Source organism: Kitasatospora sp. NPDC057595 (assembly GCF_042800875.1).
In the GTDB taxonomy this organism is placed as follows: Bacteria; Actinomycetota; Actinomycetes; order Streptomycetales; family Streptomycetaceae; genus Kitasatospora.
In genome coordinates this window covers 291,455-316,963 of record NZ_JBHVGL010000005.1, presented here as the reverse complement: position 1 = coordinate 316,963, position 25,509 = coordinate 291,455, and the positions used below count along the sequence as shown (strand labels likewise).

Genomic DNA, 25,509 nt, shown 5'->3' with positions numbered 1-25,509 from the left:
CTGCAGGGGGGACCCTGTGGGAGAGTAGGACGCCGCCGAACAAATTTTGAGAAGAACCCCCGCCGGATTACCGGCGGGGGTTCTTTGCGTTTACCCAGGAATTCTGCCGCTCAGTGCAGGACGTCGAGGGCGTTGTCGGCGTTGTTGACGAAGTAGACGGCGTCCTGGTCGAGGTCCAGTGCGAGGCCGAAGAGCGCGCCCGCGCCGGGCGGGGTGCCCTCGTTGTTGATCTGCTTGACCGCCACCTGACGGCCGGCCGGGGTGGTCTCGACGATGTTGCCGTCCCCGCCGTTGACGGTCAGGATGTCGCCGCGGGGCGTGAGGGCCAGCCCCAGCAGGCCGTTGAGGGCGCCGCCCGACGTGATGACCCGGCCGATTCCCGCGCTGTCCTGGCGGGTGAGCGCGTTCGGGATCGCGGTGATCCGGCTCAGCACCGTGTCGGCGACGAACAGCGTTCCGTCGTGGCCGAGGCCGACGCCGGTCGGGCCGACCACCAGGGCCGCCGGGTCGGTCCGTTCGGGGAAGCCCGAGCCGATCTCGGTGGTGGCGACCCGCTGTGGCAGGTCGTCCTTCTCGATGCACAGGGTGATCCGCAGGACGGTGCCCTGGTCGACCTGCGCGCCACCGCCGGCGACCGTGCCGTTGAGGACGTTGGTCACGAACAGGTCGCTCTGCTCGCCGGAGCTGACGGCGGTCAGGTCCCACGGTCCGTTGATGCCGTCCCCGGCGATGGTCTCGCGGACCGTGCCGTGCTTGTCGAGCACCAGCAGACAGCCGGCCTGGGCGGTGGCCGACGTTCCGTCGGCGGTGGGGAGGCTGCCGACCACGACCCAGCCGCCGGGCAGGACCGTCAGCGCCGTGGTGAGCCCGACCCCGCCGGGGCAGGGACCGGGGAGGTGGGCCGGGTCGATGGTGGCGAACGTGGTACGGGTGCCGCCCGGGGTGATCTGCACCAGGGTGGTGCCGAGGCCCTGCAGGTTGGCCGAGTTGTTGAAGTTGCTGATCAGGACGTTGCCCCGGTGCAGGTCACCGATGCTCTCCTGGATGGTGAACGTGCCGTACGGGTTCACGTCGCCGTTCTCGGGGACGGTGGACGCGACGGTGGACACGGTGTTCAGCCGGTCCAGGAACGGCGGCGCTTTTGCCGCTCCTGCCGATCCTGCCGCTCCCGCCGGGGACGCGACGGCGGTCAGCGCGAGGGTCAGCGCGGCGGCGGCCAGCGTGCTCGAACATGCCCGAAGCTTCATGCGTACTGCCTTCTGGAAGGCGGGCCGGACCGATCGCGCCGACCCGCGGAAGTGCTTCGTGTACCCCCCGGATCGCCACGCTAGACAGCGGTCGGCGTCGACGCGCGACGGCATCGGCCAAATGCCGGTCACACCGGGCGGCGGCCATCGGCGGTGGGGGAGAGAAGCGGTGGGCAGGCGCCGCGGGCGCGGGTGGGATCATGGGGGATCCCGCAGAGGTGCCGGGTGGTGGAGCCGTGGGAGGGAACCGGGAGTGGAGCGTGGGCAGCGGGGAGACCGGAAGCCCCGGGTCGTGGTCGCGGAGGCCGAGCGGCTCCTCGCGTCCGCGCGGGTGGTGGTCGGCGACCACCGGGGGGCCGTGGACGAGGTGGGGCGGGCGGCGGCCGCTCTGCGGGGGCGGCTGGTGCGCGGTGAGCTGGACGCCATCCCGGTGGCCCGGCTGAAGGACGTGACGGACGGCCGGCTGCGGGTCGGTGCGCTGGAGGCCGCCGGCATCACGACCGTGGGGCAGGTGCGGGACGCCACGGTGTACTCGCTGCAACTGCTCCCGGGCATCGGCGCGCAGACGGCCGCGCAGACCCTCGCCGCCGCCGGGCAGATAGCCGCCGCGGCCGAGCGGACCGTGGCGGTGCGGCTGGACGTGGACGACCAGGACGCGCTGAGCACGGAGCTGGTCGTCGCACTGCACCGGTTGGTCGTCGCCGGGCCCGAGGCGACCCGCGCCGACGGGGTCGCACGGCGGGTCGTCGACGAGGTCGCCGCGCTCGTCGAGACGGCGCGACCGGCCCGGGGGTTCGTCCGCGGCCTGTTCGCCGGGCGGCGGCGCAGGCAGGAGGCGTTGCTCGCGGTCGACCGGCTGGACGAGCTGCTCGCCGAGTTCGAGGAGCAGGCCGTTCCGCTGCTGTTCGCCCAGGCGTCCGCGGACCTGCTGCGTCCGCCGGCCTCCGCGGTCGAGGCGTGGACGGACTTCGAGCACCGCTCGGCCGAGTTCTACGCCGTGCTCGCCGCGATCGGCGAGCCGGGCCCGTCCGAGGTCGACGCAGCCGAGGGGTTCCTGCCGGAGGAGCTGTCCGACCAGGTCCGGGCCGAGCCCCTGGACGTCAGCCGGTGCACGGTCTCGCTGCGCGGCTACCAGGCGTTCGGCGCCCGCTTCGCGCTCCGGCAGAAGCGGGTGATCCTCGGTGACGAGATGGGCCTCGGGAAGACCGTCCAGGCGATCGCCGCGATGGCGCACCTGCGGACGCGGGGGAGCACCCACTTCCTGGTCGTCTGTCCGGCGAGCGTCCTCATCAACTGGACCCGGGAGATCGAGTCGCGGAGCACCCTGCGGGCCTACCGGGTGCACGGGCAGGAGCGGGAGGCGGCCCTGGCCGAGTGGCTCGACGCGGGCGGCGTCGCGGTGGTGACCTTCGACGGCCTGCGCCGGCTGGAGGTGGCTCCGGACCGGGCCGTGGCCATGGTCGTGGTGGACGAGGCCCACTACGTCAAGAACCACGCGGCGCAGCGCTCGCAGGCGGTGGCCCGGTGGACCGACCGGGTCGAGCGGGTGCTCTTCCTCACCGGCACCCCGATGGAGAACCGGGTCGAGGAGTTCCGCAGTCTGGTGCACTACCTGCGGCCCGAGCTGCTGCCGACGATCCACAGCGGGTCGGCCGCCGCGGGGCCGAAGGCGTTCCGCAAGGCGGTCGCGCCGGCGTACCTGCGCCGCAACCAGCAGGACGTGCTCGCCGAGCTCCCCGAGGTCGTGCACGTCGACGAGTGGGAGGACCTCTCGCCGACCGACTTCGCGGCGTACCGGGCAGCCGTCGCCGAGGGCAACTTCATGGCCATGCGCCGTGCCGCGTACGCGGATCCCGCCGGGTCGGCGAAGCTGCAGAGGCTGCGGGAGATCGTCGAGGAGGCCGCCGCCAACGGGCGGAAGGTCGTCGTCTTCTCGTTCTTCCGCGAGGTGCTGGCCACCGTCGGGGACGCGCTGGGCGGGCGGGTGTTCGGTCCGATCGACGGCGGCGTTGCCGCGGAGCGGCGCCAGGACGTGGTGGACCAGTTCGCCGCGGTGCCGGGTCACGCGGTGCTGCTCGCCCAGATCCAGGCGGGCGGCGTGGGGCTGAACATCCAGGCGGCCTCGGTGGTGATCCTGTGCGAGCCGCAGGTGAAGCCGACCATGGAGAGTCAGGCCGTGGGCCGGGCCCACCGCATGGGGCAGCTCCGGCGGGTCCAGGTGCACCGGTTGCTCGCCGCCGACAGCGTCGACCAGCGGATGCTGGAGATCCTGCGGGCGAAGAGCCGGATCTTCGACGAGTACGCGCGGCGCAGCGAGGTGGCGGAGACGACGCCGGAGGCCGTGGACGTCTCGGAGCAGTCCCTGGCGGTGCGGATCGTGGAGGAGGAGCAGTTGCGCCTGGCCGCCGCGGCGCGAGACGCGACCGGGGGCGCCGCCGGAGGCTGATGCCCGCAGGCGCCCCGTACGGCGGCGGCGAGCGGCCGGTCCTCGTTCACCCGAGCGGGCGGATTGTCAAGCCCGCACCGGATCCGGCCGTTCGGCAGTAGCCTCGGCGTTGGTGACGACGGCCGTGGAGGCGTGAATTGGGGGCGACGGTGGCCGAAGGGGAGTCCGCGGCCGGGGGTGACCGGGGCGACGGTCCGCTGCACGAGCGCGAGGCCGAGATCCGGTCGGCCCGGCAGGCGGTCACGGCGCTGACCCGGCCGGTCGCCGGTACGGCGCTCGGGGAACTGCTGGTCTTCACCGGCGCGGCCGGGCTGGGCAAGACCGCGGTGCTGACCGAGGTGCGACGCGAGGCGCGGCGCGCGGGCTGTGAGGTGCTGTTCGCCCGGGGCGGGGAGCGGCAGCGCCACGAGCCGTTCCGGGTGGTGCGCCAGCTGCTGCAGCCGGTGCTGGCGGCGCTGTCCGAGCGGGAGCGGGCGCAGGTGTTCGGGCCCTGGGAGGACATCGTCGGACCGGCGGTGGGGCTGCTGCCGCCCGGCGGGCAGCTCGATCCGCAGGGGGTGCGGGACGGGCTGGACTTCGTGCTCACCCGGCTCGTGCAGCGGCGCCCGCCGGTGGCCGTGATCGTCGACGACCTGCACTGGGCCGACCCGGAGTCGCTCGGCTGGCTGGCGAGCTTCGCGGTCGGCGCGCGGGAGCTGCCGGCCCTGCTGGTGCTCGCTTGCCGCGACGAGTTCCCCGACGACGCCCTGACGCTCCAGCGCGGTCTCCTCGCCCGGGCCGACCGGCGGCACGAACTGCGGCCGCTCCAGCCGGCGTCGGTCGCGCGGCTGGTCCGCGCCGCCCTCGGCGCGCAGGCGGAGGACGCCTTCTGCCGTCACGTCTGGGCGGTCACCGCCGGCAATCCGTACGAGACCACCGCCCTGCTGCGCGAGGTGGCCGACCAGCGGCTCGACCCCGTCGAGGAGAGCACCGTCCTGCTGCGCGAACTCGCGGCGGGGACCCGTGGAATGACGCTCCGCCACTGGCTGGAGAAGATCGGCCCGACGGCGATGCGGTTCGCCTGGGCGGCGTCCATGCTGGGCACCGACATCCGCCCGGAGCTCGCCGCCGTCATCTGCGCCCAGGGCCCGGAGACCGCCGCCGAGTCGGTCCGGGAGCTGCGCCGGCACGGGGTGCTGATCGGCGCGCCGGGTGGCCGGCTGGAGTTCGTCCACCCGCTGATCGCCGCCTCGGTGTACCAGTCGATGCCGCCCGCCACCCGCACCGGGATGCACGGGGTCGCCGCCGTCGAGACCGAGAACGCCGGTCTCGGCCTGCTGACGGCGTCCCGGCACCTGCTGGAGACCCTGCCCGAAGGGGACGGGGACATCGTCCGCAAGCTGCGCCAGGCGGCCCGCGAGCACCTGGCCATCGGTGCGCCGGAGGCGGCCCAGCGCTGCCTGCGCCGCGCGATCAGCGAACCGCCCGCCGACCGGGACCGGGCCGAGGTGCTCTACGAACTCGGCTGCTCGGCGCTGCTCACCGACCCGGTGACCACGGTCAACCAGCTGCGGCTGGCACTCGCGGACCCGTACGGGCTGGGCCCCGATCTGCGGATCGACGCGATCTTCCGGCTCGCCCAGGCCCTCGCCCACAGCAACCGGCTGGGCGACGCCGCCGCGGTGTGCGCCGAGGCCGCCGAGCGCACGCTTCCCGGCCCGGGCCGGCTGCGCCTGGAGGTCGCCCACTTCATGTTCGCCGCGTTCCAGTCCGAGGACGAGGACGGTCCGGGACGCTCCCGCCGGCTCGCGGAGTTCGACCGGATGCTGGAGACGGTCGGGATGGCGTTCAGCGACGTCGGGGCGGACGGCCGGGACGCCGCCGCCACCGCCCATGCCGCCGGTCGTGGTGCCGGTGCGGACGGCGGGCGGCCCCCGGAGCGGAACCTGTTCGAACACAACGGCCTGGCCCACGCGGTGGCGGTGCTGCGCTGCTGGGACCTCACGCTGCGCGGCGTGGACCACGAGCAGGCGATCGCCCTGGCCGAGTCCGCGCTGCCGGGCGGGCGCCTTCCCCACAGCCTCGGCTGGACCAACACCGTCTGGGGCTTCGAGCTGCCCGGGATCCTCGGCATCAGCTACCTCTACGCCGACCGGGTCGACCGGGCGGAGGAACTGTTCACCGAGGCGGTCCGCGCGTACGAGGTGGCCGGCTGGAGCGGCGGCCACCTGGGCTTCGCCTACCTGCTGACCGGCATGCTCCGGTTCCGCTGCGGCGCGCTGGCGGAGGCGGAGGACTACCTGCGCCGGGCCCTGCGGCTCGCCGAACGGATGGGCCGGGGCGGCCCGTTGCACTGGGACACGGTCGGGGCGCTGGCCGAGACCCTGGCCGCGCGCGGCCGGGTGACCGAGGCACTGGAGCTGGCCCGCGAGCACTCCTTCGGCCCGCCCTACCCGACGGTGATGGTGCTGCCCGACGCCCCCACCCTGTACGGCCGGCTGCTGCTGGCCCGGGGCGACGCGGCCGGCGCGGCCGAGACGCTGACCGCCGCCGGCGCGGCGCTGGACGCGCGCGGCTGGCGCAACACGGTGTGGGCGCCGTGGCTCGGGCACCTGGCGCGCGCGATCGCCCCCGAGCAGCCGGACCGGGCCCGCGAGCTCGCCGAGGAGGCGGTCCGCCGGGCCCGGGCGACCGGGACGGACTCCGCCGTCGGCAGCACGCTGCGGCTCTGTGCGGCGGTGCACGACCGGCCGCGCGCGGCCGAGCTGCTCGGGCAGGCCGTCCGGCACCTGGAGCGCTCGCCCGCCCGCTACGAGCACGCGCTGGCGCTGGTCGATCTGGGGGAGGCGCTGGGTGCCACGGCGGCGGCCCGTCGGGCGCTCGCCCGGGGGCTGGAGCTGGCGGCCCGTTGCGGCGCCGACGGCCTGGCGGCCCGCGCGGGGGCCCTCCTGCACGCGGGTGCGACGGGCTGAGCCGTACTGAGCCGTGTTGAGTCGCGCGGAGCCGCGCGCCGGGCCACCCCGGGTGCGCGGCGGAGGTGTCAGAGGAAGTAGAGGCGGTTCAGGGGGACGGCTTCGGCGGGCTCGGACCGCAGTGCGGTGCCGTCGAGGCTGACCGTGCCGTGGCGGGCGTCGACGAGGACCTCGCCGAGGCGGGCGTTGCGGACCAGATCGCGCGGGCCGATGCCCCGGGTGTGGCGGACGGCGACGCGCCGGCGGCGGGTGGTCATGGTGTCGTACGGGCGGGCTTGGCTGCCCGCTTCGGCGGCGGCGTGGCTGGTGAAGGCGACCGAGAGATCGGCGGGGGTGGCGCCGTGGGCCCCGAACAGCGGGCCCAGGACCAGGGGCTGGCAGGTCTCGGTGGCGGCGTTGGGGTCGCCGGTGACCCCGTAGGCGGGGAAGCCGGCCTTGAGGACCAGCTGCGGCTTGGCGCCGAAGGAGGCGGGCTGCCACAGCACGATGTCGGCGAGCTTGCCGATCTCGATCGAGCCGACCTCGTGCGAGAGCCCGTGGGCGATGGCCGGGTTGACGGTGAGCTTGGCGATGTAGCGCAGCACGCGCTGGTTGTCGTCGTCCCGGCCGTCGCCCTCCAGCGGGCCGCGTTCGGCCTTCATCTTGCCGGCCATGGCGAAGGTGCGGCGCACGGTCTCGCCGGCCCGGCCCATGCCCTGGGCGTCGGAGGAGGTGATGCCGATGACGCCCAGGTCGTGCAGCACGTCCTCGGCGCCCATCGTGCCGGCCCGGATCCGGTCGCGGGCCATCGCGGCGTCGCCGGGCAGGTCGGTCTTGAGGCCGTGGACGGAGACGATCATGCCGTAGTGCTCGGCGACGGCGTCCCGGCCGAACGGCAGGGTGGGGTTGGTGGAGGAGCCGATGACGTTCGGCACGCCCGCCATCTTGAGCACGTTGGGGACGTGGCCGCCGCCGCAGCCCTCGATGTGGAAGGCGTGGATGGTCCGGCCCTCCAGGACGCGCAGGGTGTCCTCGACCGACAGGCACTCGTTCAACCCATCGGTGTGCAGCGCCACTTGGACGTCGTACTGCTCGGCCACCGACAGCGCGGTGTCCAGGGCGCGGGTGTGGGCGCCCATGTCCTCGTGCACCTTGAAGCCGCAGGCCCCGCCCTCCGCCAGGGCCTCGACGAGCGGGGCGGGGCGGGAGGAGGAGCCGCGCCCGAGGAAGCCGATGTTGACCGGCCAGGCGTCGAAGCTGTTGAAGGCGTGCCGCAGCGCCCAGGGGGAGTTGACGCCGACACCCCAGGCCGGTCCGAACTCCTGGCCGATGATCGTGGTGACGCCGGAGGCGAGCGAGGCCTCCATGATCCGGGGGGACATCAGGTGGACGTGGGTGTCGATGGCGCCGGCGGTGGCGATCAGGCCCTCGCCGGAGACGATCGCCGTCCCGGTGCCGACGACCACGTCCACGCCGTCCAGGGTGTCGGGGTTGCCGGCCCGGCCGATCGAGGCGATCCGGCCCTCCCGGATGCCGATCGAGGTCTTGCGGATGCCCTGGACGGCGTCGATGACGAGCACGTTGCTGATGACGAGGTCGCAGGTGTCGCGGACGGCGGCGGCCTTGAGGTGCAGGCCGTCGCGGGCCGTCTTGCCGAAGCCGACCAGGAACTCGTCGCCCGGCCGCTGGGAGTCCGACTCGACGCGGACGACCAACCCGCTGTCCCCGAGCCGGACCCGGTCGCCGGTGCGCGGGCCGTGCACGGCGGTGTACTCGGACGCCTCGATGCCGTTGCTCATGTCCGGTCCTCCTGTCGGTCGTCGTCGTTCGCGCCGGGGCAGCCCTGCTCGGCCGTCCCGAGGTAGCCCCGCTCGGCGGCCCGGCGCAGTGCCTCCTGCCGGACCGGCGGCGAGTCCAGCGGCCCGTCCACCAGCCCCGCGAAGCCGATCGCGACGCGTTCGCCGCCGATCGGCACCAGGCCGACCTCGACGGTGGCGCCCGGGTCGAAGCGCACCGAGGAGCCGGCCGGGACGGCCAGGTGGGTGCCGTAGGCGGCGGCGCGGTCGAAGGCCAGGCGCGGGTTGGCCTCGAAGAAGTGGAAGTGCGAGGTGACCGAGATCGGCACCCCGGAGGTGTTGCGGACCGCCAGGGTGAGCGTCGCGCTCGGCCCGGGATCGACGCGGTCGTCGAGGAGGACGGCGCCGGGTGCTGCCGGGCCGAGGCCCGCGCCGCCGAACGGGTCGGCGACGACGGCGAGCCGGGTGCCGTCCTCGAACACCGCCTCGACGTGGATCTCGGTGACCAGGTCCGGTACGGCGGGCAGCACGTCGGCGGGGGAGAGGACGGAGCGTCCGCAGGCCACGGCCTCGGCGAGCCGCAGGCCGTCCCGGGCGGCCTCGCAGACGGTGTCCGAGATGACCGCGGTCGCCTCGGGGACGTTGAGGCGCAGGCCGCGGGCGCGGCGGGCGCGGGCGAGTTCGGCGGCGGTGAAGATCAGCAGCCGGTCGCGCTCGGTGGGGGTCAGCTGCACGGGGGTCCCTTCTCCCTCGGTGCCGGGTGGTGCGGTGCTCGGTGGTGCGGTGCTCGGTGGTGCGCTGCTCGGCGGTGCGGTGCTCGGTGGTGCGGTACCGAGCGGGCGGCGGGTCAGCCGGCGGGCTGGTCGTGGGTGGAGCAGTGGATGCCGCCGCCGCCGGAGGCGAGGGTGTCGATCTGCAGCGGGACGATCTCGCGCCCGGGGAACAGCTCCCGGAAGACCTCTTGGGCGTGGTCGTCGGCCCGGGGGTCGCCGAACAGCGGCAGGTAGACGCCCTTGTTGCCGACGTAGAAGTTCATGTAGGAGGAGACGAAGGCGTCGCCGCGGCCGGTGATCCGGTCCGGGTCGGGCTGCGCGACCTCGATGACCTTGAGCTTCTTGCCGGTGGCGTCGGTGGCCTCGGCGAGGACGGCGCGGGCCTGGTCGGCGGAGCGGGACCAGACGTCCGCCGGGGTGCCGGGGAAGGCCCGGTCCAGCAGGACGACGCCGGGGGCGGCGAAGCGGGCCAGACAGTCGACGTGGGCGTCGGTGATGTCCTTGCCCCTGACCCCCGCGAGCCAGACGATCTTGCTGAGGCCCAGCGCCCGCTTGAGCTCCGCCTCGATCTGGTCGCGGGTGCGGCCCGGGTTGCGGTTGTCGTTGACGATCGAGCTCTCGGTGATCAGCAGGGTGCCCTGGCCGTCGGTCTCGAAGGAGCCGCCCTCGGCGGTGAGCGCGGTCTCGATCCGCTCGGTCCCGTACTTTTCCAGGACGGTGCGCGCCACGCGGGCGTCGTTGCCGTGCTCCTGCTTGCGGCCCCAGCCGTTGAAGTTGAAGTCGACGCCCTTGACCTTGCCGCCCTCTTCCACGAAGACCGGCAGGGTGTCGCGGGCCCACAGGTCGTCGACCGGGACGCTGAGCAGCTCGACGTCCGTGCCGCAGGCGTTGCGGGCGGAGGCCTCCTGGCCGGGACGGACGAGCAGGACCACCGGCTCGCGCCCGCCGATGGCGCGGGCGACCGCGGCGATGTCCTTGCGGACGCCCGCGAGCTCGTTGCCCCAGACGTTCTCGGAGGCCGGCCAGGCCATGAAGGTCCGCTCGTGCTTCTCCCACTCGCCGCCGAGCCGTCGCCCCCGCTCGGGGGCGGGGACGGGGGCGGGGGCAGCCGTGGCGCCGGGATCGGCGGCCGTGGCGGAGGCGGACGGGGCCGCCGGGTCGGCCGGATCGGTCAGCTCGTCGATGCCGGGCAGGCAGGCGCTCGCGCCGAGGGCGACCAGGCCGGCGCCGGCGAGGGAACGCAGCACCGTGCGGCGCGCGAGGGGGGAGTGGGACACGGTGGCCTCCGGTGGGGCTCGGGGTGGATCGGTCCGGCGCGAAGGCGAGGGGCTCCGGGGGAGCGGTGCGCACGGGCGCCGGGCGGGCGGCGGGCGGACTCGCCCGGCATCGCCTGGACTGAACTGTCGCACTGACTGAAAAATCAGTCAAGCTCAGGGCCGGCGGGCGCCACGGACCCCGGCCATCGGGGCGCGTAGGGCGGAGAGCGCTCAGCCCTTGCGGCGGTAGCGGTCCAGCGAGACGGTGACCGGCCCGTCCGCTCCGGCGGCCGACAGCACCCGGACGACGGCGAGGTCCCGTCCGTCGGCGGAGCGGACGCAGAAGGCGCCGCGCGGCCCGAGGGCGCTGAACGGCACCTGCCGGGACGGGCGGGTCGCGAGCCCCTGGAGGCAGTCGGGGACGCCCAGGCCGGCGTCCCGGCCGATGAAGGCACCGGCGCTCTCCGGGACGAGGAACTCGCCCTCGCCGCGGCCGACGTACCAGGTGGCGCTGTCGGCCGGGACCACGGTGCCGGTGGAGAGGTCGAACTCGTAGCCGGAGTCCGCCGAGGTCAGCTCGGCCCCGCGGGAGAGGGCGGCGTAGTCGGCGGCCGGCCCCGTGGCGGCGGCCGGCGGGGTGGTGGCCGCGGGGGTGGGGGCCGAAGCGCCGGGCGTCGCGGCGGTGGGCGTCGGCCGGGCGGGGGCGGAGGATCCGCCGGGCACCGGGGTGCGGGGAGCGGCGGAGCCGGGCACCGGGGCCTCGGCGGCCTCCACGGCGTCCAGGTCGTCGATCAGGAAGAGCGTCGCCGCGGCGCCGACGGCCAGGGCGACGCCGGCGGTCAGCGCCGTCCGCCCCAGGGCGCGTCTGCGACGGCCCGTCCCCCGGTCGGCGGTCGGCACGGCGGGCACCCCGGGCACCTCGGGCACCCCGGGCACGGCGGGCGCCGGCGGCGCCTGGGGCGCGGGTGCCAGGGTGGTGGCCGCGAGGAGGGTGGGCGTGGCCGCCGCCTCCCCGGCCGGTACCCGCGGCAGCTCGGCGTGCCGGGTGATCTGGCTGGTCAGCGGGTGTGGCAGCCAGTCCTCGCCGAACCGCAGCCGCCCGCCGACGGCCGGGTGGTCGCGGGCGGCGGCGATCACCTCGGCGGTGGTGGGCCGGTCCTCGGGCCGCTTGGCGAGGCAGCCCAGCAGCAGTGGGTGCAGCGACTGCGGCACCCGCTGGAGGTCCGGCTCCTCGTGCACGGCCCGGTAGAGCGCCGCCGCGTCCGGTCCGTCCCCGAACGGCGGGGCGCCGCCCGCGACGTGCACGGCGAGGGCGCCGAGCGCGTACACGTCGGTGGCCGGGCCGGCGGGCAGGCCCATCGCCTGTTCGGGCGCCATGTAGGCGGGCGATCCGATGCGCAGCCCGGTGCCGGTGAGGGCGGTGGCGTCGGCGGCCCGGGCGATGCCGAAGTCGATCACCCGGGGGCCGTCGGCGGCGATCAGCACATTGCCCGGCTTGAGGTCGCGGTGCACCACGCCGGTGTCGTGGATCGCCTGCAGCGCCTCGGCGATGCCGGCCGTCAGCAGCAGCACGGTCCGCTCGGGGAGCGGGCCGAAGTGCCGCACCACCTGCTGGAGGGACGGGCCCGGTACGTAGGTGGTGGCCAGCCACGGGGTGGCGTCGTCCACCCCGGCGTCGACCACCTGTGCGGTGTACAGCCCGTGGATGCGCCGGGCGCTGGCCACCTCCTGGGCGAAGCGGGCCCGGAACTCGGGGTCCCCGGCCAGCTCGGGCCGCACGACCTTGAGCGCCACCGGGCGGCCGCCCGGGGTGTACGAGAGGTAGACCCGGCCCATGCCGCCCGCGCCGAGCCGGGCGTAGAGCAGATGGCCGCCGACCTCGCGCGGGTCGTCCTGGCTCAGCCCCTGGAAGACCGGCTGGAGGGGGAAGGGGGATCGGTCGGCGGACATGCGGGCTGCCTCTCTCGGCGGTCACGGAGTGGGGCGCGCGCAGGGGGGTCGGCCCGGAGGCACGGGCGTGCGGGTGCGCGGCCTCGCAGAGTTTAGAGGTTTTGTCAGGATCGGCCGAATCCGGTCCCCCGGCGGCCGGATTCGCCCCGCCCGGCCCCGCGGAGCGCGCCCGGTCAGGCGCGCTCCAGCTCCGCCGCGACGGCCTCGCGCAGCAGGCGCCGGGCGTGCTCGACCGGCAGGGAGTCGCTGAGCCAGCGCACGCTCAGGCCCTCGACGAGCGCGGTCAGCCGCTCGGCCGCCGCCGCGTGCGCCGGGGCGGTGCCGCCCGGGTCGGCCCGGGCGAGCAGTTCGGCGATGTCGTGCACCCAGGTGTGGGTGGCCCGTGCGAGGTCCTCGCGCAGCTCCGGCTCGAACACCGCCGTCGCTCTCAACTCGCCCCAGGCGGTGCTGTTCTCCCGTACCTCCGCGGTGTCCTGGAGCTCCAGCAGCAGGACCTGTTCCAGGTCGGCGCGGGGGTCCTCGGTCCGGGGCGCGGACGCTTCCTCGGTGGTGTAGCGGTCGGCGCGGTCGCTGATGTGGTCCAGGGTCCGGCGCAGCAGGCCGGCCCGGTCGGTGAAGTGGTAGTAGATCAGCGAGGTGGACACTCCGGCCTCGGCCGCCAGCTCGCCCACGCGCAGTCCGCGCACCCCGCGGCGGGCGATCGCGCGGGTGGCGGCCTTGAGTATCTCTGTCCGACGGTCCGACATGGGCGTCCACCCTAGAGCCTCTCCGGTGGCCGGGGCCACTGTCCTGATGATCGTTTCAGTATTGCTGCCCGATCTGTTGCCCAAGTATTGACTGAATTTTCAGTTCGATGGAGGATGCGGGACAACTTCGGCCCGCGCACCGATCGCGCCGGGCCGGCCGGCCCCCAACGGAAGAGGTTTCCCGTGACGTACCGCATGCCCGCCGAGTGGACCGAGCACGAGGGCTGCCTGATGGCCTGGCCCGTGCGGCCGGACCTGTGGGGCGACACGCTCGACGAGGTCAAGCAGGAGTACGCGGCCGTCGCCCGCGCCGTCGCGGCGTTCGAGCCGGTCACCATGGTGGCGCCGCCAGGCCACGGCGAGGAGGCGCGCGCCCACTGCGGCGCCGCCGTCACCGTCGTCGAGCTCCCCCTCGACGACTCCTGGTTCCGCGACTCCGCGCCGATCTTCGTCCTGGACGCGGACGGCCGCCGCGCCGGCGTCGACTTCCGGTTCAACGCCTGGGGCCGCAAGCACCACCCCTGGGACGCCGACGACCGGATCGGCGGCCTGCTGCTGGAGCACCTCGGCACCCCGGCGATCCGCTCCGAGATGATCCTCGAAGGCGGCGCGATCACCGTCGACGGCGAGGGCACCCTGATCACCACCGAGCAGTGCCTGCTGCACCCCAACCGCAACCCCGGGATGACCCGCGAGGAGATCGAGGCCGAGCTGAAGGCGCGCCTCGGCGTCACCAAGGTGATCTGGCTGCCCTACGGCGGCGCACTGGACACCGAGACCGACGGACACGTGGACGGCGTCTGCGCCTTCGTCGCGCCCGGCCGGGTCGTGGTGCAGCTCCCGGCCGATCCGGAGCACCCCGACTACCTGCGGATGCGGGCCAACCGGGCCGTGCTGGAGCACTCCACCGACGCGCACGGCCGGCCGTTCGAGATCGTCGACCTGCCGCAGTCCGCCTTCGTCGAGGTCGACGGCCACCGGGTGGAGGTCGGCTACCTGAACTTCTACCTCGCCAACGGCGGCGTCGTCGTCCCGGTCGCCGACCACCCTGAGGACGCCGGGGCGCTGGCCGTGCTGGCCGCCGCCCTCCCGGACCGCAAGGTCGTCGGCGTGCGCGCCCGGGTGATCGCCCACGGTGGCGGCGGCATCCACTGCATCACCCAGCAGCTCCCCGCCGCCGGCGCCTGAGCCCTCGCCGGCGAACGGAGAACACCCTCATGACTCCCCCCGCACCCGCGAGACGCCGCCCGCCGCGGCGCTGTCGCGCCCTGACCGCCGCCCTGCTCGCGTCGGCGGCCCTGGTCGCGTCCTGCGCCGGCCCGCCGCGCACCGACGCCGACCGCCCCCCGGTCCGGCTGTCCGCCGACACCCCGCCCGCGAAGGGCGAACTCGACTCCTTCAGCTGGGCCTCGTACGCCGAACCGCCCACCCTCGACTACCTCCAGGCCTTCGACTACCCGCAGAACACGGTGCTCGCCAACGTCTGCGAGAGCCTGATGCGCTGGACCCCCGGGCTCACCGTGGCCCCCGGTCTGGCCGAGCGGGCCACCAACCCCGACCCCCTCACCTGGGTCTACGACCTGCGCCCCGGCGTGCACTTCCACGACGGCTCGGTGATGACCGCCGAGGACGTCGTCTACAGCCTCGGCCGGCAGATGAACCCGGACAACGCGGCGGCCTGGGCCCAGGTGTTCCAGAACGTCGAGTCCGTCACCGGCACCGGCCCGCTCCAGGTCACCGTCAGGCTCAAGCAGCCCGACTCCCAGTTCCCGCAGTACATGGCCACCGCCGCCGGCACCGTCGCCGCCAAGGCCGGGGTCCAGGCCGAGGGCCGCGACTACGGCACCGGCGGAGGCCTGCACTGCACGGGCCCCTTCGCCCTCGCTGCCTGGGCCAAGGGCCAGTCGATCGAACTCCGGCGCTTCGACGACTACTGGGGCAGCAGGGCCAAGGCCAAGAAGGTCGTCCTCCGCTTCCTCACCGACTCGTCCGCCCGCATCAACGCCCTGCTCACCGGCGACGTCGACGGCGGCTACCTGATCCCGACCGAGAGCTACGACCGGCTGCGGGCCGGCGGCTCCGGCACCCTGTACTTCGGCGAGGGCCTGAGCACCGTCAACCTCAACGTCACCAGCATGGACGGGCCGCTCGGCGACCTGCGGGTGCGCCGGGCGCTCTCGCTGGCCCTCGACCGCTCCGGCTTCGTCCGCACCGGCCTCGCCGGAGCCGGCACCGTCACCGGATCGCTCACCACCGGGGCCGCCTGGGCCGGCGCCCCCGAGTCCGTCCGGACGACGGCCTTCGCGCACCTCACCCCCACCACCCAGGACATCGACCGGGCCAAGGCCCTGGTCAAGGAGGCCGGCGCCGAGGGCGCCAGGATCACCGTCGCCACCAGCAGCATCGGCCAGGACGTCTCGCTGCTCGCCACCGCCGTGCAGGCCGCCGGCGCGCGGATCGGGCTGGACGTGCGGCTGCGCACGATCGCCCCGAACGCCTTCACCGCGCTGTTCACCGACCCCCAGGCCCGGGCCGGCCTGGACGCGTTCCCCGAGACCTACTACGACTCCATCACCGACCCGCTCGACCTGCTGGTCAACTTCAGGACCGGCGCCTACCAGAACTTCGCCGGCTTCAGCGACCAGCGCTACGACGACCTCGTCGACCGGGCCACCGCCGCCTACGACCCGGCCGAGCGCGGCGCGATCGAGGCCGAGCTCCAGCGGACCGCCTCCGAACAGCTGCTGTGGATCCCGGTCGCCGAGTGGCCCACCACCGTGTTCCTCAACAAGCGCATCACCGGCGCCCCCACCACCATCGCCTACCTCTACTACCCGTGGGCCGCCGACGTGGGGGCCGCCCAGTGAGCTTCCTGCGCTTCGCCGCCCGCCGGCTGGCCGGGATGGCCGCCACCCTGCTCGCCGCGTCCTTGGTGGTCTTCGGCGCGATGTACCTGGCGCCCGGCAGCCCGGCGAGCTTCCTGCTGTCCGGCCGCTCGGCCTCACCGGCCGCCCTCCGGGCCGTCAACGAGCAGTACCACCTCGACGACCCCTTCCTGCTGCGCTACCTGCGCTGGCTCGGCCAGGTGCTCCAGGGCGACTTCGGACGCTCCCTCACCTACCGGACCGACGTCTCCACGCTGCTCGCCGACCGGCTGCCCGCCACCCTGACGCTGGTCGCGATGGCCCTGCTCGTGGTCGTCGTCATCGGCCTCGCGCTCGGCTGGATCGGCGCGGTGCGCGGCGGCGCCACCGACTCGGCGATCCTGCTCTCCACCACGCTCGCCGTCGGCACCCCCTCCGTCGTCGCGGCGGTCCTGCTGCAGGGCCTGTTCGCGGTCCAGCTGGGCTGGTTCCCCACCGGCGGCACCGGCGAGGGCTTCGGCGACCTGCTGTGGCACCTCACCCTGCCCGCGATCGCCCTCGCCCTGTACCTGATCGGCATGCTCGCCCGGGTCACCCGCTCGGCGATGCTGGACGCGATGGAGGGAGAGCACGTCACCGTCGCCCGCAGCCGCGGCGTGCCCGAACGCGAGGTGATCCGCCGCCATGTGTTCCGCAATTCGCTGGGCACCGTGCTGACCACCGGTGGACTGATCGTCTCCACCCTGCTGGTCTGCACGATCCTGGTGGAGTCCGCGTTCAGCGTCGGCGGAATCGGCCAGCTCCTCGAACTGGCCACCACCACCAAGGACTTCCCGACCGTCCAGGCCATCTCGCTGATCATCGTCGCCCTGTTCATGACCGTGAACCTGGTGGTCGACCTGCTGCAACCGCTGGTCGACCCCCGGGTCACCCTCGGAACGCGGAGGGCCGGGGCATGAGCGCCGTCCTCACCCGCAGGCCCGGCCTCGCCCGGCTCAGGGCCACCCGCGCGCCCCTCCACCTGGCCTGCCTCGGCATCGTCGCCCTGGTGGTGCTCGCCGCGCTGCTCGCCCCCTGGCTCGTACCGGACGACCCGAACGCCGTCGACCTCGGCGGCGCCCTGGCCGGCCCCTCGCCCGAGCACCCGCTCGGCCTCGACGCCGCCGGCCGCGACACCCTCGCCCGGCTGCTGCTCGGCGCCCGCACCTCCCTGCTCGGACCGCTCGGCGTGGTCGTCTTCTCCACCGTCGCGGGCGTCCTCGTGGGCCTCGCCGCCGGCTGGCGCGGCGGCCGGCTCGACGCCCTCCTCTCCCGGGGCACCGAACTGGTCTTCGCCTTCCCCGGCATGCTGCTCGCCATCCTGATCGTCTCCGTCTACGGGGAGGGCCTGCTCGCCCCCGTCACCGCCCTCGCGATCGCCTACCTTCCGTACGTCTCCCGGCTCACCCGCTCGCTGGTCGTCGCCGAAAGCGCCCGGCCGTACGTCGCCGCCCACCGCGTCCAGGGCCACTCCGGCGCGCAGATCTGCCTGCGGCACGTCCTTCCCAACATCGCCCCGACCGTCCTCGCCCAGTCCACCATCAACTTCGGATACGCCCTCATGGACCTCGCCGGCCTGTCCTTCCTCGGCCTCGGCGTCCCCGCGCTCACCCCCGACTGGGGACGCATGGTCTTCGACGGCCAGACCGCGATCCAGCACGGCTACCCGCTCTCCGCGATCCTGCCCTGCGTCCTGGTCGTGCTCACCGTCGTCGCCTTCAACGTCGTCGGCGAGCGCTGGGCCGACCGCGTCGCCCGGAGGACGCCGTGACACCGGAGGAGCCCGTGAACGCCCTCGACATCCGGGGCCTGCGGCTGCGCCTGCCCGGCACCGCCCGCCCCGTCCTGGACGGCGTCGACCTCACGGTCGCCCCCGGCGAGACCGTCGCCCTGGTCGGCGAGTCCGGCTCCGGCAAGAGCCTCACCTCCCGCAGCGCCCTCGGCCTGCTGCCGCCCGGCGCCACCGCCGGGGGCAGTGTCCTGGTCGACGGCGAGGACGTCCTCGCCATGGGTCCCGACCGGCTGCGCGCCCTGCGCACCGGCCGGGCCGCGATGATCTTCCAGGACCCCCGCGCCGCCATCAACCCGCTGCGCCGCATCGGCGACTTCCTCACCGAGGGGGTCCGGCTCGGCGGCCGGACGGGCACGGCCGAGGCCGAGCGGCGCGCGGCCGAACTGCTGGACGCCGTCGGCCTCGGCCCGGAGCTGCTGCGCCGCCACCCCGGGCAGCTGTCCGGCGGCATGCTGCAACGCGTCATGATCGCCGCCGCGCTGATGGGCGACCCGGTCCTGCTGCTCGCCGACGAGCCCACCACCGCGCTCGACGTCACCAGCCAGGCCGAGGTCGTCGCGCTGCTCGGCCGGCTGCGCGAACGCTTCGGCACCGGGCTGCTGTTCGTCACCCACGACCTGGGCCTCGCCGCCGCGATCAGCGACCGCGTCCACGTCATGTACGCCGGCCGGATCGTCGAGAGCGGCCCCGCCGGGGCGCTGTTCGAGCAACCCCGCCACCCCTACACCGCGGCGCTGCTGGCCGCCACCCCCGCCCTGGACGCCCGGCCCGGCCGGCTCGCCGCGATCGAGGGTCAACCCCCGGACCTTCGGGAGGAGTTGACCGGCTGCGCGTTCGCCGCCCGCTGCTCGTTCGCGACCGATCTGTGCCGCGCGGAGAGCCCGGCGGCGCACCCGGTCGCCTGCCACCACCCGCTCGAAGGGAGCCGTACCGATGGCTGAGGCCGTACTGGAGGTCACCGGGCTGTGCCGCACCTTCGGCACCGTCCGGGCGGTGGACGACGTCTCCTTCACCCTCGCGGCCGGCGGATCGCTCGGCATCGTCGGCGAGTCGGGATCCGGCAAGACCACCACCGCCCGGATCGTCGTCGGCCTCGAACAGGCCGACACGGGAAGGGTCCTGGTCCGCGGGCGGGAGCGCGGCGGGCGGGCCCGGGGGAGGGGCGAACGCCTCGCCCGCGCCCGCGAGGTGCAGATGGTCTTCCAGGACCCGTACCTCTCGCTGGACCCGCGCACCAGCGTGGCGGCCGCGCTCCGGGAGACCCTGCGGCTGCACACCCCCGGCACCGACCACGCGGCCCGGATCCGGGAACTCCTCGACCAGGTCGGCCTCGGCGGCAGGGCGGCCGAGGCGCTGCCCCGGCAGCTCTCCGGCGGCCAGCGCCAGCGCGTCGCCATCGCCCGGGCGCTCGCCGTCGAGCCGGCCGTGCTGGTGCTGGACGAGGCGGTGGCCGCGCTGGACGTGTCCGTACAGGCGCAGGTCCTCAACCTGCTCGCCGAGATCCGCGAACGGACCGGCGTCGGCTACCTGTTCATCACCCACGACCTCGGCGTCGTCCGCTGCGTCACCGACGACGTCGTCGTCATGCGGCACGGGCGGATCGTCGAGGCCGGTCCCACCGGGGAGGTGCTGGACGCCCCGCGGCACCCCTACACCCGGCTGCTGCTGGAGTCCGTCCCCCGGCCCGGCTGGGATCCCGAGCGGATCGCCGCCGCGCGCCGCGCCCTGTGAGGCCGCCCCCTGCCGGGGACGGCCGGGCCGTGGATTCCCCCCGAACGGCTGATGCGTGCCGCGCCGGGTCCCGCCCCGGTCGTCAGTAGCCTGCGGGAACCCCGCCCCACCGACCGGAACGAGGCTCCATGGCTCATCCACGGCCCTCCCGTCGCTCGTTGCTCCAGTCCGGGGCGGCGCTCGCCGCGCTGGCCCTGGCCGGCGGCTGCTCCTCCGACAGCGGCGAGGAGCAGCCGTCCGGTCCGGCCGCTACGGTGGCCACCACCCCGGCCGCCACGACGGACACCGGATCGGCGGCCCGGCGCGCCATGCCGGCCGAGTCCGCCCCGCACACCCGCACCTTCATGGCCTGGCCGGCCCTGGAGGAGGTGTGGGGCGACCAACTGCCAGGCGTCCGGCAGGACATCGCGGGCCTGGCCCGGGCCGTGGCCCGGTTCGAGCCGGTGGTGCTGCTGGCCCGCCCCGACCAGGCCGAGCAGGCCCGCCGGGCCTGCGGTTCCTCGGTGGAGGTGCTGGACCTGATGGTCGACGACCTGTGGGCCCGGGACACCGGGCCGACCTTCGTCACCGGCCCGCAGGGACTCGCCGGGGTCGACCTCGACTTCAACGGCTGGGGCGGCAAGCAGACCCACGCCAACGACGGCCAGGTCGCCCGCGGCCTCCTGGCCCACTACGGCATCACCCGTGTCCAGGCGCCGATCACCGGCGAGGGCGGCGGCATCGAGGTGGACGGGGAGGGCACGCTGATGGCCACCGAGAGCTCCTGGGTGAACGACAACCGCAACCCCGGCGTGTCCCGCGACCGGATCGAGGCGGCCTTCAAGGAACTGTTCGGCGTCGAGAAGGTGATCTGGTTCCAGGGCGTCGCCGGGCAGGACATCACCGACTGCCACGTCGACGCCCTCGCCCGCTTCGCCGAGCCCGGCACCGTCCTGCTGCACCGCCCCGCCGCCGACACCCCGCCGGACGTCTGGACCACGGCCTCGGCGCAGGCGCGCCAGGTGCTGCAGTCCGCGACCGACGCCAAGGGGCGCCCGCTGCGGGTGGTCGACCTGCCGGAGCCGGACTTCGAGCTGATCCAGGGCGGGGGCAAGGACTTCCTCGCCACCTACGTCAACTACTACGTCTGCAACGGCGGCGTGATCGTCCCGCGCTTCGGGGACCGGGCCGCGGACGACCGGGCGGCCGGGGTCATCGGCGACCTGCACCCCGGGCGCACGGTCACCCAGGTCGACATCAACCACATCGCGGCGGGCGGCGGCGGCATCCACTGCGCCACCCAGCAGCAGCCCGTCGCGCCCGGCGCCGGTCCGTCGTGAGCGCGCCCGGTCCGCTCACACCGTCGAGGACAGGGCGTCCAGCAGGGTCCGCAGCACCAGTCGGGCGTCCACCGCCGCGTCCAGCGAGCCGATGGCGGCGAGTCCGTCCACGGCCGCGCCGAAGGCCTCGCCGAGCGGAACCGGGTCGGCGGCGCTGCCGCGCTCGTCGACCAGGCACCGGAACAGGCGGACGAAGGAGGACCGCCAGCGCGCGTACTCGGCCTCCAGGCTCGCGTGCACGCGTTCGTCGTCGAGGGCGAGCCAGTGCAGGGCGGCGTGCAGGCGCGCCAGGTCGGGGCTCTCCGGCCGGGTGAGCAGGGCCAGCACCCGCTCGGACCGTTCGGCGTGCCCGCCGGGGCCGGCCACCGCCTCCTCCAGCGGGGTGATCCACTCCGGGCGGATGTCCGCCACGACGGCCACGATCAGGTCGGTGCGGTCGGCGAAGTGGTAGTGGCACATCCCGTGCGACACCCCGGACAACGCGGCGACGTTGCGGGTGGTGAACCGGCCGGCGTCGCCGCCCGCGAGCAGGGTGCGGGCCGCCGCGACCAGCCGGGCCCGGGTCTGCTCGCCCTTGGCGGACGCGCGCGCCCGGCCGGTGCCGCGCGGTCCGGAGGCCGTAGCCGGAACTGTGCCTGTCGCCCGAGTCGCCATGGGCGCCACTGTAACGACCGGGGGAGTGCGGCAGGGGCGGTTCGGGGCCGATCTCCGTCCGAAGTATTGACCGAGCGCTTGGTCAGTTCTAGCTTTTCGGTCAACTGCTCGACGAGCACAGCACTTTGAGAGGGAGGCAGTGATGGACGAACGCTTCGAACCCGGGAAGCCGTTGGACCGGAACCTCGGCCGCCGCCGGTTCCTGGCGGCCACCGGGCTCGCCGTCGCCGGAGCCGCGCTGGCCGGCGCGGCCGGCGGCCCGGCGCAGGCGGCCGCGCGCCGGACCGCCGCCGCTCAGGCCGCCGCCGGCTTCCGGGTGCCGCTGGACACCGCCCGGCACACCCGGACCTGGATGGCCTGGCCGGACAGCAGCACCATCTGGCGCGGCCGGCTCGCCGCGGTCCAGGCGAACATCGCCCTGATCGCGAAGACCGTCGCCAAGTACGAGCCGGTGACCGTGTGCGCCAACCCGGCGAGCGTCGCCAAGGCCCGGTCGATGTGCGGCTCGGCCGTCACCGTCATCGGGGACATCCCGGTCGACGACTGCTGGATGCGCGACACCGGCCCGGTCTTCCGCACCGACGGCGCGGGCGGCCTCGACACGATCGGCCTCAACTTCAACGGCTGGGGCAACCACCAGAACCCGCACGGCAACGACGCCCTGGTCGCCCGGCGCCTCGCCGCCCACCTGGGCCTGCCGTTCACCGCCGCAGGCCTGGTCGCCGAGGGCGGCGGCGTGGAGACCGACGCCGCCGGCACGCTGATGGCCACCCGCAGCAGCGTCCTCAACGCCAACCGCAACCCCGGGATGTCCCAGGCGCAGGCCGAGGCCGCGCTGTGCGCCGCGTTCGGCGCGTCCAAGGTGATCTGGTTCCCGGGCATCGCGGGCCAGGACATCACCGACGACCACGTGGACGCCACCTCCCGCTTCACCGGCGGCGGGGCGGCCGTCGTCCAGAGGCCCGTGGCGAGTGACACCGACGTGTGGGCCGAGGACCAGCGCCAGCAGTACCGGGCCCTGACCGCGGCCACCGGTGCCCAGGGCACGCCGTTCGCGGTCAGCCAGATCCAGGGCCCCGACTACAACCTGATCCGCTCCACCGACCCGAACTTCGTCGGCTCCTACGCCAACTACTACCTGTGCAACGGCGCGGTGATCTCCGCGCAGTTCGGTGACACCAGGGCCGACGGCGCCGCCAGGGCCACCCTCGCCCGGCTGTTTCCCGGCCGCACCGTCGAGCAGCTGAACATCGACGCCCTCGCGGCGGGCGGCGGCGGCATCCACTGCGTCACCCAGCAGCAGCCCGAGGCCTGAGGCCGTGGGGCCGGTCCCGGCGCGCACCCGGGCCGGCCCCGTCGGCTACGGCAGCGGCTCGTGCATGGTCGAGCAGTGGATTCCGCCGCCGCCGGCCATCAGGCGGTCGACGTCGAGCTGCACCACCTCGCGGCCGGGGAAGGCGGCGGCGAGCGCCTCCCTGGCGGCGGCGTCCTTGCGGGCGTCGCCGAACTGGGTGGTGATGACACCGCCGTTGACGAGGTGAAGTTGAGGTAGGAGTCGACGAACTTCGAGCTGCGGGAGCGCACGGTGTCCGGGCCGTGCACGGGGACGACCTGGAGGCGGCGGCCCCGGGCGTCGGTGGCGGCGGACAGCAGGGCGAACTGCTCGCGGGCGTCCCGGGCCCAGGCGTCGTTCCGGTCGGCGGGCGGCAGCTGGACCATCACCACGCCGGGGCGCACGAAGCGGCTGGTGACGTCGACGTGGTCGTCGGTGATGTCCTGGCCCTTGATGCCCGGCAGCCAGATCATGGTGTCCGCGCCGTAGGCCTCCAGGACGGCGTCCTCGATCTCGTCCCGGCTCATCCCGCGGTTGCGGTTCTTGTTGACCAGGCTGCTCTCGGTGGCCATCACGGTGCCGTCGCCGTCGGTCTCGATCGCGCCGCCCTCGCCGACGAAGTCCGCGTAGGAGTGGCGCAGCCCCCGGCGGGCGGCGAGCCGCTCGGCGACCCGGGCGTCGTCGTGGTGGACCTGCTTGTTGCCCCAGCCGTTGAAGTTGAGGACCACGGCGTCCAGGCCGCCGTAGCCGTCGCGGCGGAACACCGGGGCGATGTCGCGCATCCACAGGTCGTCGGTGGGGATCGCGGTGATCACCTCGACGCCGGAGCCGCACATCGACCGGGCCTTTCCCGCCGTCCAGTCGTCGGGGGCGCACATCACCACCGGCTCGAACTCGGCGATCGTCCGGGCGATCAGCGCGATGTCCTGCTGGACCCCGCCCAGCCGCAGCCCCCACACGCCGCGCCGGGACGGCCAGGACATCCAGGTCCGCGCGTGCGGGACGTCGTCCGCCGGCACCCAGGGGAAGGGCTCGGTGGACCGGTCGTCGCGGTAGTGGCTCATGAGGGTCTCCAGATCGTGCGGCGGTGCTGCTCCAGCGTCGCACTGACTGAAAAGTCAGTCAAACCGACAGGCCGCGGTACCCCGGCGCATTGGTGAGCGGGGAGGTACGCGGTGCGACGGCCCGGCGGTCGGTCCCCTCAGGGCCCGAGCCGGGCCACCTCGGTGTCGATCGCGTCGGTCATCAGTGTCCGGGCGTGCGCCAGCGGCAGGCTGCCGCTCAGCCAGCGGGTGCTCAGCCCCTCCAGCAGCGCGGTCAACCGCTCCGCCGCACCCGCCAGCGCGACCGCCGAGGATATCGGCTGCACCGCGCCGAGCAGCTCGGCGATCTCCTGCACCCAGATCCGGGTGGCCCGCGCCAGGTCCTCGCGCAGGGTCTCGTCGAAGACCGCGCTCGCCCGCAGCTCGCCCCAGGCGGTGCTGTTCTCCCGCACCTCGACGGTGTCCTGGAGTTCCAACAGCAGCGTCTGCTCCAGCTCCTCGCGGGCCGTCAGCGGTGGCGCGTCCGCGGCGCGTTCGGTGGTGTACCGCTCCGCGCGGTCGTTGATGAACTCCAGCGTCTGCTTGAGGATCCCCGTACGGTCCTTGAAGTGGTAGTAGATCAGCGCCGTGGACACCCCCGCCTCGGCGGCGAGCTCCTCCACCCGCAGCCCGCGCACCCCGCGGCGCGCGATCACCCGCGCCGCTGCTTCCAAGATCGACGTTTTACGACTGGCCATGATCCGCCACCCTACCCCGGGCCGTGTTCGGTCCGTCTGCTGAAGGTCCCGTCAGCCGGCGGCCCTCAGGCGACGGCCGCCGGGTGCCAGTCGGCCGGGCCGGTCGGGGGGAGGTGGCGCGGGAGGCCGTCGGTCCAGCGTTTGGTGCCGTCGGGCAGGACGGCCAGGGCCTCGAGCCCGGGCTGCCGGGAGACCCAGGCGAGGGCGCGGTCCGGGCCCATGGCGAAGGCGGCGGTGGTCCAGGCGTCGAGGCGGGCGATGCCGGTGCCCGGGGCCCCGACCAGGGTCAGCGAGGTCAGCCCGGTCGCCGGCCGGCCGGTGTGCGGGTCCACGATGTGCGGGCCGCGTTCGGCGGTGCCGGAGGTGGCCACGGCGAGGTCGCTGCCGCCCAGGACGGCGGCGAGCAGCCCGGGCTGCCACGGGTGGGCCACCCCGACACGCCACGGGCCGCCCGCCGTCTGCACGTCCCCGCCGCCGCTGACGCAGAACCGCCGCGCGCCGTCGCGGCGCAGCATCCGGGCCGCCTCCTCGACCGCCCAGCCCTTCACCCAGCCGCTGGGGTCGAGCCGGCCGCCCGGCCGGTGGGTGAAGTAGCCGTCGGTCCGCTCGGCGGCCTCCCGGCAGGCGTCCAGCACCTCGTGGACCTCCGGGGCGCAGGCGTCGAGGCCGAGTTCGCCGCGGTCGAGGCGGCTGATCTCGCTGTCCGCCCGGTAGGTGGAGAACCGCGCGTCGATGCGGTGCAGCCGCTCGGCGATCCGCCGCAGCGTCGCCGGGGTGCCCGGGCCGGGATCGCGGACGACGAAGGAGAAGACGGTGCCCATCACGGGTTCGGCGTGGCGCAGCACGGGGCGGT

At 74.7% G+C, this 25,509-nt stretch carries 19 protein-coding genes and 1 pseudogene; 10 read left to right on the top strand and 10 right to left on the bottom strand.

Annotation, left to right across the window (positions count from 1 at the left end; translation table 11 throughout):
• Window positions 1-110: 110 nt before the first annotated feature.
• Window positions 111-1,247, bottom strand: coding sequence for a hypothetical protein (locus tag ACFU9E_RS11670; protein WP_380682544.1), 1,137 nt, complete (start codon window positions 1,245-1,247; stop codon window positions 111-113).
• Window positions 1,248-1,500: 253 nt separating this feature from the next.
• Between ACFU9E_RS11670 and ACFU9E_RS11665 the strand changes: the two genes are divergently transcribed.
• Window positions 1,501-3,693: a DEAD/DEAH box helicase gene (locus ACFU9E_RS11665; protein ID WP_380682543.1), complete on the top strand. Its 2,193-nt coding sequence runs from the start codon at window positions 1,501-1,503 to the stop codon at window positions 3,691-3,693.
• 137 nt (window positions 3,694-3,830) lie between these two features.
• Complete coding sequence (locus ACFU9E_RS11660) at window positions 3,831-6,644, top strand: ATP-binding protein (protein ID WP_380682541.1); 2,814 nt, start codon at window positions 3,831-3,833, stop codon at window positions 6,642-6,644.
• Between the two features lie 68 nt (window positions 6,645-6,712).
• Here ACFU9E_RS11660 and ACFU9E_RS11655 read toward each other — a convergent pair whose 3' ends face one another.
• The 5 genes from ACFU9E_RS11655 to ACFU9E_RS11635 form a co-directional block, all read right to left on the bottom strand.
• Entirely contained in the window at window positions 6,713-8,422 is a 1,710-nt protein-coding gene (locus tag ACFU9E_RS11655; RefSeq protein WP_380682540.1) for an urease subunit alpha, read from the bottom strand.
• On the bottom strand, window positions 8,419-9,153 hold the full coding sequence (gene ureA / locus ACFU9E_RS11650) for an urease subunit gamma (protein ID WP_380682539.1): 735 nt from the start codon (window positions 9,151-9,153) through the stop codon (window positions 8,419-8,421). The genes ACFU9E_RS11655 and ureA overlap by 4 nt, the downstream gene beginning before the upstream one ends.
• Before the next feature lie 113 nt (window positions 9,154-9,266).
• Window positions 9,267-10,469, bottom strand: a complete 1,203-nt coding sequence (locus ACFU9E_RS11645) for an agmatine/peptidylarginine deiminase (RefSeq protein WP_380682538.1) — start codon at window positions 10,467-10,469, stop codon at window positions 9,267-9,269.
• Window positions 10,470-10,679: 210 nt separating this feature from the next.
• A complete protein-coding gene (locus ACFU9E_RS11640) occupies window positions 10,680-12,398 on the bottom strand; it encodes a serine/threonine-protein kinase (protein ID WP_380682537.1) in 1,719 nt (572 codons plus the stop codon).
• 173 nt (window positions 12,399-12,571) lie between these two features.
• Window positions 12,572-13,144, bottom strand: coding sequence for a TetR/AcrR family transcriptional regulator (locus tag ACFU9E_RS11635; RefSeq protein ID WP_380682536.1), 573 nt, complete (start codon window positions 13,142-13,144; stop codon window positions 12,572-12,574).
• 183 nt (window positions 13,145-13,327) lie between these two features.
• On the opposite strand from ACFU9E_RS11635, the gene ACFU9E_RS11630 reads away from it, so the two are divergent.
• From ACFU9E_RS11630 to ACFU9E_RS11600, 7 genes are all read left to right on the top strand, one after another.
• Window positions 13,328-14,332 carry an agmatine/peptidylarginine deiminase gene (locus ACFU9E_RS11630; RefSeq protein WP_380682535.1) on the top strand — a complete coding sequence of 335 codons (1,005 nt, stop codon included), beginning with the start codon at window positions 13,328-13,330 and terminating at the stop codon, window positions 14,330-14,332.
• A 29-nt stretch (window positions 14,333-14,361) separates the two neighbouring features.
• The gene (locus ACFU9E_RS11625; protein WP_380682534.1) at window positions 14,362-16,011 is read left to right on the top strand and encodes an ABC transporter substrate-binding protein; all 1,650 of its coding nucleotides are present in this window, start codon (window positions 14,362-14,364) and stop codon (window positions 16,009-16,011) included.
• A complete protein-coding gene (locus ACFU9E_RS11620) occupies window positions 16,008-16,967 on the top strand; it encodes an ABC transporter permease (protein WP_380682533.1) in 960 nt (319 codons plus the stop codon). Before ACFU9E_RS11625 ends, ACFU9E_RS11620 begins: the two co-directional genes overlap by 4 nt.
• The gene (locus ACFU9E_RS11615; RefSeq protein WP_380682532.1) at window positions 16,964-17,818 is read left to right on the top strand and encodes an ABC transporter permease; all 855 of its coding nucleotides are present in this window, start codon (window positions 16,964-16,966) and stop codon (window positions 17,816-17,818) included. Before ACFU9E_RS11620 ends, ACFU9E_RS11615 begins: the two co-directional genes overlap by 4 nt.
• 14 nt (window positions 17,819-17,832) lie before the next feature.
• On the top strand, window positions 17,833-18,780 hold the full coding sequence (locus ACFU9E_RS11610) for an ABC transporter ATP-binding protein (protein WP_380682531.1): 948 nt from the start codon (window positions 17,833-17,835) through the stop codon (window positions 18,778-18,780).
• The gene (locus ACFU9E_RS11605; RefSeq protein ID WP_380682530.1) at window positions 18,773-19,570 is read left to right on the top strand and encodes an ABC transporter ATP-binding protein; all 798 of its coding nucleotides are present in this window, start codon (window positions 18,773-18,775) and stop codon (window positions 19,568-19,570) included. The genes ACFU9E_RS11610 and ACFU9E_RS11605 overlap by 8 nt, the downstream gene beginning before the upstream one ends.
• 128 nt (window positions 19,571-19,698) lie before the next feature.
• A complete protein-coding gene (locus tag ACFU9E_RS11600) occupies window positions 19,699-20,889 on the top strand; it encodes an agmatine deiminase family protein (protein ID WP_380682529.1) in 1,191 nt (396 codons plus the stop codon).
• Window positions 20,890-20,904: 15 nt separating this feature from the next.
• Here ACFU9E_RS11600 and ACFU9E_RS11595 read toward each other — a convergent pair whose 3' ends face one another.
• Window positions 20,905-21,543 (bottom strand): TetR/AcrR family transcriptional regulator, encoded by a 639-nt coding sequence (locus tag ACFU9E_RS11595; protein WP_380682528.1) that lies wholly within the window; start codon window positions 21,541-21,543, stop codon window positions 20,905-20,907.
• Window positions 21,544-21,685: 142 nt separating this feature from the next.
• On the opposite strand from ACFU9E_RS11595, the gene ACFU9E_RS11590 reads away from it, so the two are divergent.
• A complete protein-coding gene (locus ACFU9E_RS11590; RefSeq protein ID WP_380714926.1) occupies window positions 21,686-22,858 on the top strand; it encodes an agmatine/peptidylarginine deiminase in 1,173 nt (390 codons plus the stop codon).
• A 45-nt stretch (window positions 22,859-22,903) separates the two neighbouring features.
• On the opposite strand, the pseudogene ACFU9E_RS11585 reads toward ACFU9E_RS11590, so the two are convergent.
• The 3 genes and pseudogenes from ACFU9E_RS11585 to ACFU9E_RS11575 form a co-directional block, all read right to left on the bottom strand.
• Window positions 22,904-23,859: pseudogene (locus ACFU9E_RS11585) on the bottom strand (agmatine/peptidylarginine deiminase).
• 218 nt (window positions 23,860-24,077) lie between these two features.
• Window positions 24,078-24,656 (bottom strand): TetR/AcrR family transcriptional regulator, encoded by a 579-nt coding sequence (locus ACFU9E_RS11580; RefSeq protein ID WP_380682565.1) that lies wholly within the window; start codon window positions 24,654-24,656, stop codon window positions 24,078-24,080.
• A 65-nt stretch (window positions 24,657-24,721) separates the two neighbouring features.
• Window positions 24,722-25,477, bottom strand: coding sequence for an FAD:protein FMN transferase (locus ACFU9E_RS11575; RefSeq protein WP_380682582.1), 756 nt, complete (start codon window positions 25,475-25,477; stop codon window positions 24,722-24,724).
• Window positions 25,478-25,509: the final 32 nt, after the last annotated feature.